18 protein-coding genes are annotated in these 16,245 nt (G+C 33.8%); 4 read left to right on the plus strand and 14 right to left on the minus strand.

The features are described 5' to 3' along the window. Positions 1 to 158: 158 nt before the first annotated feature. The 9 genes from MHH59_RS14095 to recQ form a co-directional block, all read right to left on the minus strand. Positions 159 to 944 carry a serine hydrolase gene (locus tag MHH59_RS14095; RefSeq protein ID WP_033715779.1) on the minus strand — a complete coding sequence of 262 codons (786 nt, stop codon included), beginning with the start codon at positions 942 to 944 and terminating at the stop codon, positions 159 to 161. A 183-nt stretch (positions 945 to 1,127) separates the two neighbouring features. Beyond that, positions 1,128 to 1,640, minus strand: coding sequence for a GNAT family N-acetyltransferase (locus MHH59_RS14100; protein WP_002127744.1), 513 nt, complete (start codon positions 1,638 to 1,640; stop codon positions 1,128 to 1,130). Positions 1,641 to 1,718: 78 nt separating this feature from the next. Then, on the minus strand, positions 1,719 to 2,720 hold the full coding sequence (locus MHH59_RS14105) for an HAAS signaling domain-containing protein (RefSeq protein ID WP_340851555.1): 1,002 nt from the start codon (positions 2,718 to 2,720) through the stop codon (positions 1,719 to 1,721). Beyond that, entirely contained in the window at positions 2,707 to 3,054 is a 348-nt protein-coding gene (locus MHH59_RS14110; RefSeq protein WP_340851557.1) for a PadR family transcriptional regulator, read from the minus strand. The genes MHH59_RS14105 and MHH59_RS14110 overlap by 14 nt, the downstream gene beginning before the upstream one ends. 168 nt (positions 3,055 to 3,222) lie before the next feature. Further along, positions 3,223 to 3,555: a DUF952 domain-containing protein gene (locus MHH59_RS14115; RefSeq protein ID WP_002127746.1), complete on the minus strand. Its 333-nt coding sequence runs from the start codon at positions 3,553 to 3,555 to the stop codon at positions 3,223 to 3,225. A gap of 74 nt (positions 3,556 to 3,629) precedes the next feature. Beyond that, positions 3,630 to 5,705 carry a HelD family protein gene (locus tag MHH59_RS14120; RefSeq protein ID WP_078178862.1) on the minus strand — a complete coding sequence of 692 codons (2,076 nt, stop codon included), beginning with the start codon at positions 5,703 to 5,705 and terminating at the stop codon, positions 3,630 to 3,632. A gap of 117 nt (positions 5,706 to 5,822) precedes the next feature. After that, entirely contained in the window at positions 5,823 to 6,566 is a 744-nt protein-coding gene (locus MHH59_RS14125) for a class I SAM-dependent methyltransferase (protein ID WP_002127748.1), read from the minus strand. A 181-nt stretch (positions 6,567 to 6,747) separates the two neighbouring features. After that, positions 6,748 to 7,131: a gamma-glutamylcyclotransferase family protein gene (locus tag MHH59_RS14130; protein ID WP_002127749.1), complete on the minus strand. Its 384-nt coding sequence runs from the start codon at positions 7,129 to 7,131 to the stop codon at positions 6,748 to 6,750. A gap of 25 nt (positions 7,132 to 7,156) precedes the next feature. Beyond that, the gene (gene recQ / locus MHH59_RS14135) at positions 7,157 to 9,274 is read right to left on the minus strand and encodes a DNA helicase RecQ (RefSeq protein ID WP_002013002.1); all 2,118 of its coding nucleotides are present in this window, start codon (positions 9,272 to 9,274) and stop codon (positions 7,157 to 7,159) included. Positions 9,275 to 10,366: 1,092 nt separating this feature from the next. Here recQ and MHH59_RS14140 point away from each other — a divergent pair. The 3 genes from MHH59_RS14140 to MHH59_RS14150 all read left to right on the plus strand — a co-directional run bounded on the left by MHH59_RS14140 (position 10,367) and on the right by MHH59_RS14150 (position 12,066). Further along, a complete protein-coding gene (locus MHH59_RS14140) occupies positions 10,367 to 10,990 on the plus strand; it encodes a hypothetical protein (RefSeq protein WP_002127750.1) in 624 nt (207 codons plus the stop codon). A 129-nt stretch (positions 10,991 to 11,119) separates the two neighbouring features. Then, positions 11,120 to 11,476, plus strand: a complete 357-nt coding sequence (locus MHH59_RS14145; RefSeq protein WP_002012999.1) for a hypothetical protein — start codon at positions 11,120 to 11,122, stop codon at positions 11,474 to 11,476. A 137-nt stretch (positions 11,477 to 11,613) separates the two neighbouring features. After that, positions 11,614 to 12,066: a hypothetical protein gene (locus MHH59_RS14150; protein ID WP_002012998.1), complete on the plus strand. Its 453-nt coding sequence runs from the start codon at positions 11,614 to 11,616 to the stop codon at positions 12,064 to 12,066. Between the two features lie 51 nt (positions 12,067 to 12,117). Here MHH59_RS14150 and MHH59_RS14155 read toward each other — a convergent pair whose 3' ends face one another. Further along, the gene (locus MHH59_RS14155) at positions 12,118 to 12,303 is read right to left on the minus strand and encodes a hypothetical protein (RefSeq protein ID WP_002085081.1); all 186 of its coding nucleotides are present in this window, start codon (positions 12,301 to 12,303) and stop codon (positions 12,118 to 12,120) included. 126 nt (positions 12,304 to 12,429) lie between these two features. Then, entirely contained in the window at positions 12,430 to 12,879 is a 450-nt protein-coding gene (locus MHH59_RS14160; protein WP_002127751.1) for a DUF6884 domain-containing protein, read from the minus strand. Between the two features lie 319 nt (positions 12,880 to 13,198). Between MHH59_RS14160 and MHH59_RS14165 the strand changes: the two genes are divergently transcribed. After that, complete coding sequence (locus MHH59_RS14165) at positions 13,199 to 13,387, plus strand: DUF4017 family protein (RefSeq protein WP_002012993.1); 189 nt, start codon at positions 13,199 to 13,201, stop codon at positions 13,385 to 13,387. A 129-nt stretch (positions 13,388 to 13,516) separates the two neighbouring features. Here MHH59_RS14165 and ppaC read toward each other — a convergent pair whose 3' ends face one another. The 3 genes from ppaC to MHH59_RS14180 all read right to left on the minus strand — a co-directional run bounded on the left by ppaC (position 13,517) and on the right by MHH59_RS14180 (position 16,216). Next, the gene (ppaC, locus tag MHH59_RS14170) at positions 13,517 to 14,446 is read right to left on the minus strand and encodes a manganese-dependent inorganic pyrophosphatase (protein WP_002032629.1); all 930 of its coding nucleotides are present in this window, start codon (positions 14,444 to 14,446) and stop codon (positions 13,517 to 13,519) included. Between the two features lie 151 nt (positions 14,447 to 14,597). Next, positions 14,598 to 15,263 carry a lytic polysaccharide monooxygenase gene (locus MHH59_RS14175; RefSeq protein ID WP_002127752.1) on the minus strand — a complete coding sequence of 222 codons (666 nt, stop codon included), beginning with the start codon at positions 15,261 to 15,263 and terminating at the stop codon, positions 14,598 to 14,600. 437 nt (positions 15,264 to 15,700) lie between these two features. Continuing rightward, on the minus strand, positions 15,701 to 16,216 hold the full coding sequence (locus MHH59_RS14180; RefSeq protein WP_002168219.1) for a DinB family protein: 516 nt from the start codon (positions 16,214 to 16,216) through the stop codon (positions 15,701 to 15,703). Positions 16,217 to 16,245 lie beyond the last annotated feature (29 nt).

Consider the following 16,245-nt stretch of genomic DNA (forward strand, 5'->3'; position numbering starts at 1 on the left):
CCTTTGTGCTCTCTTTTTATGTTAGAAATCACCAGACACTCCCATATGCTGAGCGCATTCCTTTATAGTCCCGATACATATGAGCGATTCACTTTTGTAAACGGTATACTCCTTTAGGTGCACTATTCCCCTCCCTGCTATTAAAATAACGTTTTTATTCAATTATCGGTTACAACGTTTGTTTGACTTGTTATCTTATATTCTTTATATAAGCACTTCAAAGCTTCTAGAATTGTTTCATCAACCTCTTTATTATCAAATCGATTAGGTAAATCTCTTCCCCCAATTACATAAAGAAACGGAAATTTATGAAACATTCCTATTATACCAATATTTATTATAGCGGTGGATAAACCACCTGTCATATGAGCTAAATGATAATACGGTATCCCTTCATAATCACCTTGTTGCCTTACCATTCCATTAATAATGGGTTCCCATAATTCTGGTTCTGATTTATATCCTTGAAAAATATGTACTAAAAGTGAAAGAACTTGATTTAACTCTCCGACATTTTGCTCATCTCTAGGGTTTTCCTGTATATGAATCTTTGAAAAGTACGTTAAAACATTTTCTCTGACGGTTTCCCATCCTCCGCAGTGCATTACAACCGAGTGAGCAATATAACTGTCGTGGCAAGCTATCATTACTTCAACCGCTTTACTAAGTGTTAATGTAGTTCTTCCTTGTAAATGAGGATATAACTGCACACTATCCTCATTTGGATTAAACTTAATGTGATGAAGTGTATCATTCCAATTAATTTGTTTGTCCTTTACCATCCTCGCTACTGCAAATCCAATTGCCACTTTTGCTGCTGATGCTAAAGGAACGTATAGCTCATTGTTATGGGTAGCAACTATATTTCCATTCTTTGTTGAATAAACAAGTATTCCAACTTGACCAATTTGTATTTCTTTTATTTTTTTAATGACAGCCTGCATATTCATCCCTCTTCTTATATCGTTTTATCATCTTCTCAAAATTCGATATAGAATATAAGAATCCTTTTTTGTTAAATGATAATCATGAATACAACAAGAAAAAGATAGCATGAGATTTCTTCATACTACCTTTTGAAATATATACAATTTCTTTTAAAATTATTTTTAAAGTAATAGATACAGCTATTCTTCAGTAGGATTTTTAGGACCATTAAGCTCCAATTGATAAAAAGCTAAATTTAGCCATCGATTGAACTTATAACCGGCTTTTTTTATTGTTCCTGCATGAACAAATCCATAGTTTTGATGCAGGGCAATACTTTTCTCATTTTCTGCGTCAATTCCAGCAATTAAGGTCATATATTCTCTTTCTTTTGCTATTGTAATTAATTCTTCTATTAAAGAGGACCCAACTCCATTTTTTCTATATTCCTTATCAACATACACAGAATGTTCAACTGAATATTTATAGGCAGGCCATGCCCTAAAGGGGCCAAATGTCGCAAATCCTACTACTTTATTATCTAGCTCGTAGACTAAAATTGGATAGCCATCAGCCTTTTTTTGTTCATACCAATCTATTCTATTTTCAAGGGTTACAGGTTTGTACGCATATACAGCTGTTGAATTAAGGATTGCATCATTATAAATATCTAAAATAAATGTTACATCTTTTTTCATTGCTTCCCTTATCATTGTTTTCTTCCTTTCATAATGATATTTCTCTGTACCTTTCTTTCAACTGATCTACCTAATAATAATTCAAACTTATTTTTACAACCGAATTCTAGATTTTCGAAAACCATCAATTGCATTTAGTACCGCAGATAATATGAAGATAATTATCCCTCCACCAATTAACCACGTTTTAAATTCCTCTGGAGAAATTGCAAACACATTTGCCACATACATAATGAATCCTTCGTTAAATAAATGAGGATTTACTACAATTACAATGAATACTATTGTTGCAGCTAACTGTAGGATTGCATTCCCAATTGCCAATTTTTGCGTCCATTGTCCTTGCACTAACTTATAAAGAGATATACCTATTTCGAAAACGCTCATAATTACAACGATTGGCCAATACTGAAGTAAAACATCTTGATTGAAAGTTGGTGCGACAAATTTCAGTCCATCTGCTGCACCATTATATACGCCAACAAGATGATTCGCATAAAAGTAAAGGGTAGCCCAAACTGCTGTCCACATCAAACCTCCAAAAACTTCAAACTTTGAGATCGACTTTTTCTTTGGAACATACGAGATATTTTTCAAATCATCAGGAGTCCATTTTTTTAAACTTGTCGTCAACGGTTGGGTACCTTTGTCTTTATCTGTTCTTTCTAAAATAGCAAATACAAGTGTCAACCAGAAAAATACATGGAGGCCTACTTCGACAATTTCCCCAATGCCTTTACCTATCAATTGTAAAATAACATTTAATACTGCTTGATCACCAGTATAGCCTATAAAATTTTCTGCAATCATTGCAATGAGTGCGATAACAGCTGCAATTGGTATAATCATTTTTAATAGCGTCGTATATACATCAAAATAGCGTGGTCCAATTAAATGCATCGGTCTATCCAAATACCCATTAGCCAATGAAACTGGGCTCCCCAATTTTTCAAGGACACTCTTTACATCTTCCTCATTGTATTCATCAGGTAACATATCCTCTATTGTCGACCGTAGCTCAAGCGTAATATCTTCACGATTTTTTTCAGGTAATCTCTTCGCAACTTCTTGGACGTACATATCAATCAAACTCATTCTCTTCCTCCTCCTTTAATAAGTTATAAAGTTCTTTTGAATCCTTTATCCATTCCTTTTTCAACTGCAAAAATATCTCTAATCCATATTCACTTAAAACATAATACTTACGAGGTCTACTCTCCGTTTTATCCCAACTACTCGTCACTAGCTCCTGCTTTTCTAATCGGCGAAGTAGTGGATATAAAGTACTTTGATCTATCATGATCCCTGATTGCTCCAATAATTGGACAAGCGAATATCCATATTGCGGCGTTCTTAGTTGACTTAAAACCGCTAATGTCAATGTCCCTCTCCTTAGCTCAGTAATTAATGAATTTAATAAAGTATCCATTCACCCACCTCATTTCCATTACTATATGTCATACAGTATGTGTTTTATACTATGTATCGTACAGTATTAGTGTGACAAAAACAATAATTTTTCAAAAAATATATACAATAAAAAGCACAAACTATATAATTTGCGCTTTTCTAGCTAACTTAAATACCTATAACACTCTTAACTTTGTCCCTCTGGTAATAAAAAATCTCCCTTTTCTTTAAGAAATGGTGCAACACCTACAATTGCCTCAAAATTGATTACTCCATATACATGCGGGTATTCTTGACCGTTAGAAGCAAGTTCATATTTTATTTCTGCTTTTACTAGGGATGGATCAATTGTAAGTAATAATACATCTTCTTCATGACTGAAATGTGTTTCCGCAACTTTTAAAGCTTGGTCTAATAATGAACAATGAATGAACCCCTCTTCTTTAAGTGAGGCTTCATTAATCTCTCTAGTTGTTTTTGCGATTTCCCAATTTCTTTTTGTTATTACTTTTGTAATCATATCCATTCCTCCTATATCTTTATATAGAAAAAAAGAGGTTTTTCTGTTTATTACTAGAAAATCCTCTTTTTTATTTATTTTAATCCCTTAATTAATGGCGACGCTTCCCCACTATGGAAAATCCATAAATCATGAAGCGATCTCGTACATCCGACATACAATAATTTCGCATCATGTTTTGTATTTTTGTAATGTTCCTCATCAACGTCGATTAGAAGTACGGCATCAAATTCTAAACCTTTCGCCAAATATACAGGTACTACCGAAATACCACCTTCATATTTGCTTTGATCTGCTTCAATGACATTAACAGTCAACTCTGCATTTGTTAACTTCTCATATATATCACGGCATTCATCGTCTGTTCTTCCAATTACCGCGATTGTTTTCACATCTTCAGTTTGCAAATGCTGTAATGTCTTTAAAACTTCAGTAAATTGGTCCTCTGACGGAATTACTTTCACGTCTTCACCGCTACGGAAAACTGGAGTTGCGAGTCCCACTGGAATCTCTGCATTTTTAATTATTTCATTCGCGAATTCAATAATTTCTTTTGTAGAACGATAACTTCTCGTCAGTTCATAATAACCTGTTTCTTGGAATACTTCCTTAAAAGCATTCCAGTCTTCAATTCCTTGATAATCATAAATCGCTTGAGATAAATCACCTAATATGGTGAAAGAATTACCTAGTGTAATTTCTTTTAATACATACACTTGGAATGGTGAAAAATCTTGTGCTTCATCAATAACGACGTGATGAAACTTCTGTCCGATTTCAATTCCATTTATGCGATGGTGTATGTAAATTAAAGCTGGTAAATCTTCTACATATACTTCTTTTTTACGGCAATTCTTTTCTGTTTCTTGAACAAGTTCTTCAGGTAATACTTCGAGTATTTCTTTACTCTTCATCATCGAACTATATAGTGAAAGTGGGCTCATTTTTGGCCAAAAATTCATATATGTGTTTAATCTCTTTGTTGCTTCTTTTTTTAGTAACTTTTTCTCGTTTGTTTCTCCAAACTTTTTAAGTTCAATTTCAATCCAGCGCTTCATTCGGCCGACTAAACGTTCTCTTCTTTTCTTTAATGGATAATGTTTATATTCAACTTGTATCCATTTTTTAACGTCTTCCACTGGAATAACTGCTTTATCCCATGCCTCAAAATCTTTTGTCGGTACTAATTCTTTTTCAAATTGAATCATTCTTTCTTCAATAAACGACTTAAATTCCAGCGTGCCTTTTAATTTTCCGAGCATAACCTTTTTTTCATCGCGATTAATTGAAAAAGCTTCTTTCAATTTTTCTTCTGTCTGCTTTAGTTTCACCGAACCATCTAACGTACGTAATGCCCAATCTGGAAACGTTGTTTGACTAATATTTCCTACCCCTAACTCAGGAAGTACACTCGAAATATAGTCTAAAAACAAACTGTTTGGAGCGAATACGATCATTCTCTCCGCTTCAAGTTGTTCACGATATTCATAAATTAAAAAAGCAAGGCGATGTAAAGCGATCGTTGTTTTTCCGCTCCCTGCAACCCCTTGAATTAATAATGGTAAGTTTCTTTCCGCACGAATAATATCATTTTGTTCCGATTGTATAGTCGAAACGATATCTTTCAATTTATTATCTTTATTCTCGCCTAATCGATATAGAAGAAAATCATCAGCATGTGAGACATCTTCATTTCCTTTCACATATGTATCAACAACACGTTCTAGTTCTCTCTTTCGAATCGAAATGTTTCGTTTTAAATAAACATCGCCTTCTACTAATCCGTCTGGTGAATGATAAAATGCTAATTCTTCACCACCGGTAAATGAATAAAACATACTTGCGACAGGTGCACGCCAATCAATTACAATTGGTTTCATCGTATCTTTATCTGAAACACCTACTTTACCGATGTAAATCGGCATTACGTCTTCCTTGCCATCCTCCTGAAAGTCTAATCTTCCAAAATACGGCTCATGTACACCAATACGTAAGCTTTGTCTATTAGACTCCCTCATACTTTCAAGAATTTGCTCTTTAAAATCTTCTCCATAATAAACCGGGATTTTTTCAAGCTGTTCTAATTGATCATCCATCGTACTTAAAGTATCTTTCATTTTTTGTAACTCTTCGTCAAAAATGTTGTTCATTTGATGATTCCCTCCTGTCCGTTCCAATTTTTTCAGTCGAAATATAATTTTATTAAAAATCCATTCATAAAGTCAATAGTTTTAGTAAGAATTTTCTAAATTAAAAAAGAGTAGAGATTAATCCCTACTCTTTTTTAATTTAATTCGATATGCCAAACATTCATTTAATGTTGCCAATTCTTTATATTTTCGTTTTTCAAAATCATATGCTCCCCCAGGGAAGAATCCCATAATACTTAAACCAGCTTCAGCACATAGATTGCTAATCTCATCTACCGTATAACATCGTAAAGACTGTGTTACTACATCATTTGGATAATTAGGGTCCCACCAATGATCTAACATTCTTTCATTTATACTATCATATTCGTATTTTCGCATAGCTACACTTAAGGACATTTCTTGTCCACTTACTTTTTTCCAATACAATGGTTGATAAATATCAATAAGTGCACATCCATCATCCTTCATCCAATTTTTAATCCGTTTTAATAGAATCAATTGCTCATCATCTGTTCCTACACCAAATCCGTCTAAATAACTAACAACATCAAACTTTTCTTCAAAGTTAATTTTATAAAAATCAGCGCAATGAATATCTATATTATTAGTAGAATGTTCTTTTGCAAACATAACTAACTCTGGTACAAGTTCAACCGTAGTCATTTTCACTTGTAACCTAGACATCGCCCTTGCAAATCTACCATTTCCTGCTCCTAGTTCTAACATCGCTTGAAATGGATGACCAACTTGTTCTTGAACTTCTTTAGCAACCTGCTCTAACCAGCTTTCTGTATTGATATCGTAATTCGACAGTTCGAATTGTTTTTGGTAAAATTCCTTCACATTTAATTCGTTCATTATTATTCTCCTCCTGCACTAGATTTTTCTGCTACAGGTGAGAAACTAAATTTCTGACACCCATGAAAAAAACCATTTTTATTTCTCTATATTTATGATTTATCAAAATAATAAGAATTTTGAAATTACCAATATAAAAAGCAGATAATGGTCGATTCCACTATCTGCTCTATAGCTGCTTTTATTTTCCTTGTTGATACTCCACCCAATCACCAGAAATGATGACTTTCTTTAGCATCTCTTTATCTTGAGCAATATACACAAATGCACGTATTTCTCTATCACCTAAATAAATCGTTTCGGTGATTCGGTCATATAAATCACTCTCTGTATTACCTGTGTATTCTTCAAGTTCATCTAACTTTTGCAGAACATCATCATTTACTTCATAAACTTCTCCGTATACTTTGTCCTCATTTGAACAAATCATCGCAGGGTACCCTTCGTATGTATCAAATAATTTACCATACGTCCATGCTTCGTCTGCGATGCATATTGCACCTTGCATAAAATGAGCATTCGTTTGCTCTTTTCTTAACGTGCCATACACGAAAACGTGATGCATAAATCCCTATCCCCTTTATATGTCTCTACTTTCTAATTTGTAAATAAGCACGAATCATAAAGTAACTCACTTCATTTGGAAGTTGGTCCTTAATCGATTTCAGACCACCCTCTGCATTTTGCACGGCAGTTTCAATCAGTGATTCATATTCTGCAGGAACAAAACTGTTCCAGTCTACTTCCATTCCATCTTCAAAGCAGCGAATTAAATGATTTTCAATTGTTTGTCTTGATAAGCTACGTTCTTTAGCAATTTCATCTAGATCAATGCCTTGTTTATACATTTCATACGTTTCTAAATGAGAATTCGCTGACGCTTTTCCTGATTTTTTACTCTCTGAAACAACTTCAGTCTTAATTGTTTCCGCATAGTTTGGGTTATCCTCAATAAAGTGCTGAACTGCTTGTAAGAAGTGAGACCCGTACTTCACAAGTTTGTGTTCTCCGATTCCTTTTACAGTTAGGAGTTCGGAGTCACTTTGTGGCATTTTCGCACACATATCTTTTAACGTTTGGTCAGAGAAAATAACGAACGGTGGTACACCTTCTCCTTGTGCAATTTCTTTACGCACTTCACGAAGCACTTCAAATAAAGGATGGTCTTGAACAATTTGTCTCGTTTCTACTCGTTCTTTGCGTAAAACATTCTCTTTACCAAGTAATACTTCTTTTCCTTTTTCCGTTACTTTTAATGTTGGATACGTACCATGTTCAACTGCAATTAACTCATCTGAAATTAAAAACTCAATAAACTCACTGACTTCTTTTACACTACGGTTTGATAAAAGACCGTACGTTGGCAAAGTATGAAAATTAAATTCAATGACTTTCTTATTTTTAGATCCAGTTAATACTTGTGCAATCATTTGCTTTCCGAATCGTTGGTTCGTCCTAATCATACAAGATAGTACCATTTGGGATTCTCTCGTCACATCGATACTTTCACGGTCGTCCGTACAATTACCGCAGCGACCACAATCTTCCTTCGGCTCTTCTCCGAAGTATTGCAAAATAAATGATTGTAAACATTGTTCTGTATGACAGTAATCGGTCATATTTTGGAGTTTTTCAAGCTCATTTGAAAAACGTGATTCTCCAGTTGATTGATCGATTAAAAAGCGTTGTACTTGCACATCTTGAGAAGAATATAACAAAATACATTCACTATCTAATCCATCACGACCAGCACGTCCTGCTTCTTGATAGTAACTTTCCATATTTTTTGGAAGTTGATAATGGATAACGTAACGTATATTCGATTTATCTATACCCATTCCAAATGCAGATGTTGCCACCATAACACTTATTTCATCTCGTAAAAAGAGTTCTTGCTGTTCATTTCGATCGTGGTCGCTCATACCAGCATGATATTTCGATACAGAAACTCCTGCTTTCCCTAAATCTTCATATAACTGATCGACAACTTTTCTTGTAGCTGCATATATAATCCCAGATTCCTTCTGATTTTGACGAATATAATCCGCTAAATAAGCATTACGATCCTGTCCTTTAATGACAGAGAATGATAAGTTCTCGCGCTCAAACGTTGTCATAATCGTGTTTTCTTGATTAATTCCAAGCGTATTGCAAATATCTTCACGAACTTGTGGTGTTGCCGTAGCAGTTAACGCTAATACGAGCGGCTTTTCTGGAAGATAATCTAATATGCGATGTATATGTAAATAACTAGGACGGAAATCATGTCCCCACTGCGAAATACAGTGCGCCTCATCAATTGCAATCATCGGGATTTTCATATCGATAAGTTGATCAACAAATTCCATTGAATCAAGACGCTCAGGCGCCACATAAAGTAACTTATAATGGCCTTGTTTCGCTAATTGAATTCGTTGATTTGCTTCTGTAATAGAAATAGAACTATTAATATAAGTCGCTGAAATACCGTTTTGTACTAATGTATCTACTTGGTCTTTCATAAGTGAAATCAAAGGTGAAATAACTAATGTCGTTCCTTCGAATACTAATGCGGGAATTTGATAACAAATTGACTTACCACCACCCGTAGGCATAATACAGACTGTATCTTTCCCATCTAATACATTTTTAATTGTTTCATCTTGTCCTCTTCGGAATGACGAATAACCGAAATAAGACGCTAAAAGTTCTTGTGCTTTTGTAAACAAAAAAGAGTCACCTGCTTTTCTTTATCTTTCATCTATTCCCATTATATCATCAAACTGATTCTCGCCACTTTGAATTTTATAAGTATTTGAGTTCTATTTGCTTCCTACGTTTTCCAACATAAAAAAACAAATCTAGTACACAAGAAGAAAGAATTTCAAAATAAATATTCATTTAATTTACCTTCCTAGAATACTACTAATCGTATACATATGAATTTGAGGAGGTTAAATTATGAAGAGTCGTTACAATAATTCCAACAAACCTAAAGCATCAAATAAACAACTCCAATTCTCTAATAATGATGCGTGGAAATATGAATCATTTTATAAGTATCAGCCCTTATTTTCTTATAGCAAGCTTATGAATTTCCTTTCTCAACTTTTTAAACGTTAATACATGTGCCAAATATATATCATTCAAACAAATTTTCTCAACATATAACTTATAGACTTACTACAATACAGTTGTTACCATATATAATAATCTGTTAGATAAACCCCTTATGTTGACCTGCTTAAATTAGCAGGTCTTTTTTTATACTTACATATTGCAATGTATCGTAGCCTGGCTGAAAAGTCTTTTCTCCATTTTAGAACCCTATTCCGCTCTCCACAAATGATTATAATTCCAAAAAGCAAAATATAAATCCGCTACATTCATACAAGCAATTCATTTTTTCTCAATACACAAAGTGAATTTCATTTGTTACTATAAAAGTACTCTAGATGAGTTTTTGCTCATCAACATTATCTAGTTAAAGGGATCTGCCGCGGGAAGCAGATCCCTTTAACTTTATTAAAAAGCACCCTTCTCATTTGGACACATTTACCAGGTTTTTTCGAAAGAATTTTATGTTAATATTACGTAGTCGAGTCCGACATCTCGGCAATACCCTTTTGAGGTCCTGCAATTTCCCTTGCAGGACCTCTATTATTTTAAAATTCTTTTTATTCATATATATCATAAATGTGTTTTTTATTCCCCTTCAACTTTCTCCTTTTCCAACTCTCAAAAAATCTCTTGGACACGTAACTTAAAAATAACGTTTATCATATTGTGAGATATACATGTTCAAAGGAGTGTAACTATTTATGTATACTTATTGGCAATCGTATTACTCCCCTTATCATATCACTAATGGAAACTTCGATTCATTTGTACGAAATTACCGAGTTAGTAAAAACGAAAACTTTCTAAAAGGATATATGCGTTCTTTATGGGAACAACACGTTGCTTGGACACGATTAGCCATTATAGGCATCATCTTTAACTTGCCCGACGTAAACGTTACCGTTGGACGTCTTCTACAAAATGCAACACACATGGGGCTATCACTTGAACCATTCTACGGAGAAAATGCAGTAAAAAAATATAGTGCATTAATTAAAGACCACTTAACAATCGCTGCTGATCTTGTTAAAGCCGCAAAAGCTGGTGATCAAAACGAAGCGGCCGCTATAGAAAAGAAATGGTACGCTAATGGAGACGAAATTGTTGAGTTTCTAACTAGTATCAATCCACATATAGAAAAAGAAGAATTTAGAAAAATGTTTTATGAGCATTTAGCGTTAACGAAAGCGGAAGCACTTGCCTTCCTAAATAAAGATTATGATGCCAGTGTAAAACTATACGATAAAATTGAAAAAGAAGCATTAGAAATGGCCGACATGATAACAGACGCAATCGTAAAACAATTTCCGCAAGTATTTCAATAAAAACAAGCCGATTTGAAAAAACAAATCGGCTTGTTTAGTTTTCTATCAATGATATTTCACTACTCCTCTTTACATTTAACGTATATCGATATATTTTATTAATATCCGTTTTTTATAGGAGGAAATAGTTTGATTAACGCAATTGGTCTCGTATTTATTCTCACAAATAAGCACGAGAAAAAGAAGAAAGTTTATCTGAATGAAAAATTCGCATTAATAGACATTATTGATTCTAAAGAAGTATTTGATGATGAAGGTAACTCATTAGTAGAACTAACATGTAAATACAGCATATACTTAGATGAAAAATACTATTGTAAATCTCTCGATGATTATACTGGACAAGTATTCCCCTTCTTAAGCACAAAAATAGGAAAGGGACTTCTTAGAAACTTAAATTATTACTTTTCTTACGTTGATGCCTATGATAAAAAACCACCTGTTAAAGAAATAAGACCGCTTATGAAACAAGTAACTAACAGATAGCGGACAGTATTCAAAAAGAAAGCACCTAACTTCAGATGCTTTCTTTTTTTGAATCAGTAACTCTCTAACTTTCATCTCCTTCTAAATATATATACCCAAGCATACTTTAAAATAAAAACATTGGAGGATTAGGCTGAATGAAATATTCAGAATCAATCGTAAGTAAACGGCTTCGAAAACTTAAAACAACTGGTATGTTTTTTATACTATTTTTAATCGCCTGGCTTGGATATACAAAATTCCTTTATGGAAATGGTTTTCTTCTAGAAAAGAAAAATTCAGTTGAAGTAATGAATACTAGCGTTACTGGAGAAATAGAAAAGAATTTCGATGTAAACTTACAAGGTTTTCGTAAAACAAACCTTGATACACTTATAGATGCTAGTAAAACCGATCCTAGCGAACTATCCTTAATTGAACTTATCAACACATCTTGTTCTAAAGATTGCATTGGCGAGCCTTTAACTTACGTTAAATCAAACCACGGATATATCTTTTATAAGGAATCTAATGGTACTAATGTAGCTTTAAAGATTATAAAACAGGATTCATGGGAAATTGAAAAAAAATCTGTTCAAGATGGAATTTAAAAGGTTTATACACAAAAAGAGTACTTACTTCGAAGTACTCTTTTTAAAATATTACCACTTACGACATTTATCATCATCGTCGTCACGTTTACGATTGCGACGGCAATCATCACAATCACAGTCACGTTTACGTCTACAACCACAATCATCACAATCTCTGCGTCTACATCTTCCAAACATTAAATCATCCCAAAATCTATTACAATCTCTGCGTCTACAACCACAATTATTACACATGAATATGACTCTCCCCTCAATAGCGTTCATCATATTCTATGTTTAAAAACGTAAAAAGGCTTGTTTACTAGTCTATTTTAAATGTATTAATTTGGTATAATTTGAATCTATATTACTAATTTATCCCTATACTTCCTTCTGCGCTTCCACTGCCCCATTCAACCTCTGCAACATATACCCAATTCCTTTACACCCTTCTAATGGATATGTAATGATTTCTTCTGGATATAGCTTCGTCACAACTTTTTTATGCTTCTTCCCTGCAAGTAATACTATTTCATCAAACTGAAGTAAATCTTTATCAATCATCTGTTGTTTTAATTGATCTATGCTAATAATCTCATTACTATTTGAATCAAATGCAAGATCATAATTTCCCTTTACAATATCATTTGGTCTTAAAAATCCATGCTTTGCTGATAATATAACCCAATTCTCGAAAAACTCAGTTGCATACGCCTGACATGCTTTTCCGAATGGACTAATATATACATCTTTTGCCTCTGCCTCTCTGTAATCTGAGTACTTATCCCAAATTTTCTTCTTTCCGCATGGAATTATGCATAACCTTTTCATCGTTATTTCTTACCTCGATTCTATATTTCTTATGAAATATCAATTTTTCAGTACATTTTTTTACAGAATACTATATACTTATCTCGAAAGATAAAATTACATTATATCCTATATTTGGTTTAATTTATTTCAGAACAGTCTATTAAGCATATGTATTATTACATAAACACACCGTACTAAAGTCACTTTCATACAGCATGCAGACTCCTCATCCTTTAGTGAATTTGTAAAGATTTCGTAAAATCAAGTACACTTAATCTCCCAATCTCTATTCAATAGCACAATATATAAATATAGTATAAAAAGGAGGTGAACAACTATGAAAAATATACTCCCAGCATTATTAGCTTATATTATTGTTTGTATCATCGCGATTATCATTCCAGCATCTGAGGGCTATAATACTGTAGGTTGGAAATTCTTTGTTGGGCAAGCGTACGCAATACCTATTTTCATTATTGCAGCTATTATCACATTTTATATAAATAAGAAACGATCTTATGAATAAATGATAAGAAGGATAGCTATTGCTATCCTTTTTTATTTCCATCCAATAGGCTCTTCTGTAATTTTATAATAAAAAGGACAAGTAGCCAATATGACTACTTGTCCTTTCTTTTATCCATACTCAATAATATTAAGCTTGGAATGTTTCTGTTAATACAGGAACGATTTGTTTTTTACGAGATACAACACCTTTTAAAGTAGCTGTGTTGTTTTGTAATGTTACGTTGTAAGCTTTCTCAACAACGTTTGTTGCTTTACCAATCGCAAGACCAACAGAATCGTTAGTTAAGATATCAGTTACAACGAATAAGAATAGGTCCAAACCTTTTTCTTCTACTACTGTAGTGATAACTTTTTCAAGTTCTGCTTGGTGTACAAGAACGTCGTTTGTATCAACAGCGTTTACTTGTGCGATTTCAACTTTCGCGTTACCCATTTGGAATTCTTTAGCGTCAAGAGAGATTAATTGCTCCATTGTTTTTCCGCTTAAATCAGCACCAGCTTTTAACATTTCTAAGCCGTAGCTATCTGCATCTACACCAGCGATTTCCGCTAATTCACGAGCTGCTGCTACGTCTTGTTCTGTGCAAGTTGGAGATTTGAATAGTAAAGAATCTGAAATGATTGCAGATAACATTAAACCAGCAACTTCTTTACGAATTGTAACGCCATTTTCTTTGTACATTTTGTTTAAGATTGTAGCTGTACATCCAACTGGCTCACAACGGTAGTAAATAGGATCGCTTGTTTCAAAGTTAGCAATACGGTGATGGTCAATAACTTCTAACACACGAACAGATTCGATATCGTTAGCACTTTGTTGACGCTCGTTATGGTCAACTAAAATAACGTTGTCCACTTCGTTTGCTACTGTCTCAACAAAACGCGGTCCTTCTACTTTAAAAGAGTCTAACGCAAATTGAGTTTCACCACTGATTTCGCCTAAACGTACAGGCTCAGCATTCATTCCTAATTCTTTTTTCAATTCTGCATAAGCAATCGCAGAACAAATTGCATCTGTATCTGGGTTTTTATGCCCGAAAACTAGTACTTTTTCCATGTTTTCCACCTCTTCATGAAAAGGATATCTTAAAGAAGCAAATATGACAATATTTTAGACACATTTTTTTATAAATAATTGCAGTTTCTTCTATATTTTTCATAAAAAAAATCATCTAAAATGAATTAGATGATCAAAATGTATATTTAATTTAAAATAGTTTAGGAACTTGCACTACATTGTTAAAAGCAAAATTGGAATTTAAACCATTATTCACAAGGTTCACATCAATAACTTGATAAAACGCATTTCCAGTGTCCGCAATCTCCCAAACAGCTAAAATAAGATGGTAGCCATTACGGTCAGTTGGTACATTTGCTTCATGCGTTACTGTTGTCCCCGGTCTAACTCCGCCATCATTTTTTACATAGAACGGCACTAAATCTAAACTAGACCTTGTTAAAGGCATATTTGGATTCCAATCCTTCTTTGTAATGTAGTATTTCCATTCTTTCGTACTATGAGGAGCGGTTAGTTTCCACTTGAATGTATTCATCCCGCCGTTTAACGTAACTTTCTTCCACCTATCAACTGCTTGAACGTCTAAAGCAGGAAAATGGCCAGCTCCTGCGATTTGTCCATCAGAAGGTCCTAATTGCGGAAAACCCCCTATTCCTTCTACACTTTGTGGTTCATATTGAACTGGACCGCAATTTACATTTACCCCTTGCTTACATAAATAAGATCGGCTCGCTGGTGATTCTACATACCCATGAGCTGAAGCCTTTTCTGAAAATCCAAATGTTAATAACCCCGTAAGTAATATCCCGCCACTTAATATAACCTTCTTCACCTTTTGTAAACTTGTCTTTTTCATTCTTTCATCCCCTTCCCAAAAATGAAATGAAAATAACTATAGTTGCCTATTCATCTTCTCTACATCCATTATAAGTGGAAGAGTATTACTAAAAGAACCCTCTAAAAACTTTCTCAAATTCTTCTAGATACAAAAATATCAATTCTTCACGCATTTTAATTACCAGTTATCAAATCTATTATTTATTTTGTCGTTTTACTGTTAAATACTTATAACACCGTCTGAAAATACAAACGGCGTTAAAGTAGTTAATAATTACTTACAATTATATATCACAGTGTAGCTTCGAAAAAAGTTTGATTACATTAACTCTATAAACCTAGATAAAATAATACAAAGAAAAAGTGTGTTTTGAAAAAGATTGATCTAAACACGCTTTAAATATACTCAATTAAACCATTCGTTTATAAATAAATTACGAAATTGGCAAAGGTAGTCTAGTTATCAAATAGCCCTCTCCCTCTCAGATTTGCGGAAACTGGCTCCTTTCCTATCTCACGTGCCCATATAGATAACTGGCCGATATGGTGGATTTCATGGACAATGACATGACGTATTATCTCTCCGTGTGTACATTCAATGACTCGGCGCCTGATTGGGGCGTCTCTAGAGCTAATCGGTTCTTCATTGAAATCAGTTTCTGAAAGTTTCCGAGAATCCATTTCATTTGTCCAAGAGGTCACAAATGGCTTCACTTTCTCGTGGTATTGATCCGAAAGATTTTTCACTTTTTGCAAGCTAGCATAATCTTCAAACAATGGCTCCTCAGGCACTGGTTCACCTCGCAAACCTAAGATCCACATATATTCCACATCTACAATGTGAAATAGGGTATGTAGTATACTGCCGAACCCACCGACCCGTTTCTTTACCAGTTCTTCAGCCGACATGTCTTCGCACAATGTAAACCAATCATCACGAACTTGCCAGTTATATTGAAACAGTTTCAACATCACAGCAACCTCCATCTTTTAGATTAACA

This window comes from Bacillus sp. FSL E2-0195 (assembly GCF_038003645.1).
Lineage (GTDB): Bacteria > Bacillota > Bacilli > Bacillales > Bacillaceae_G > Bacillus_A > Bacillus_A mycoides.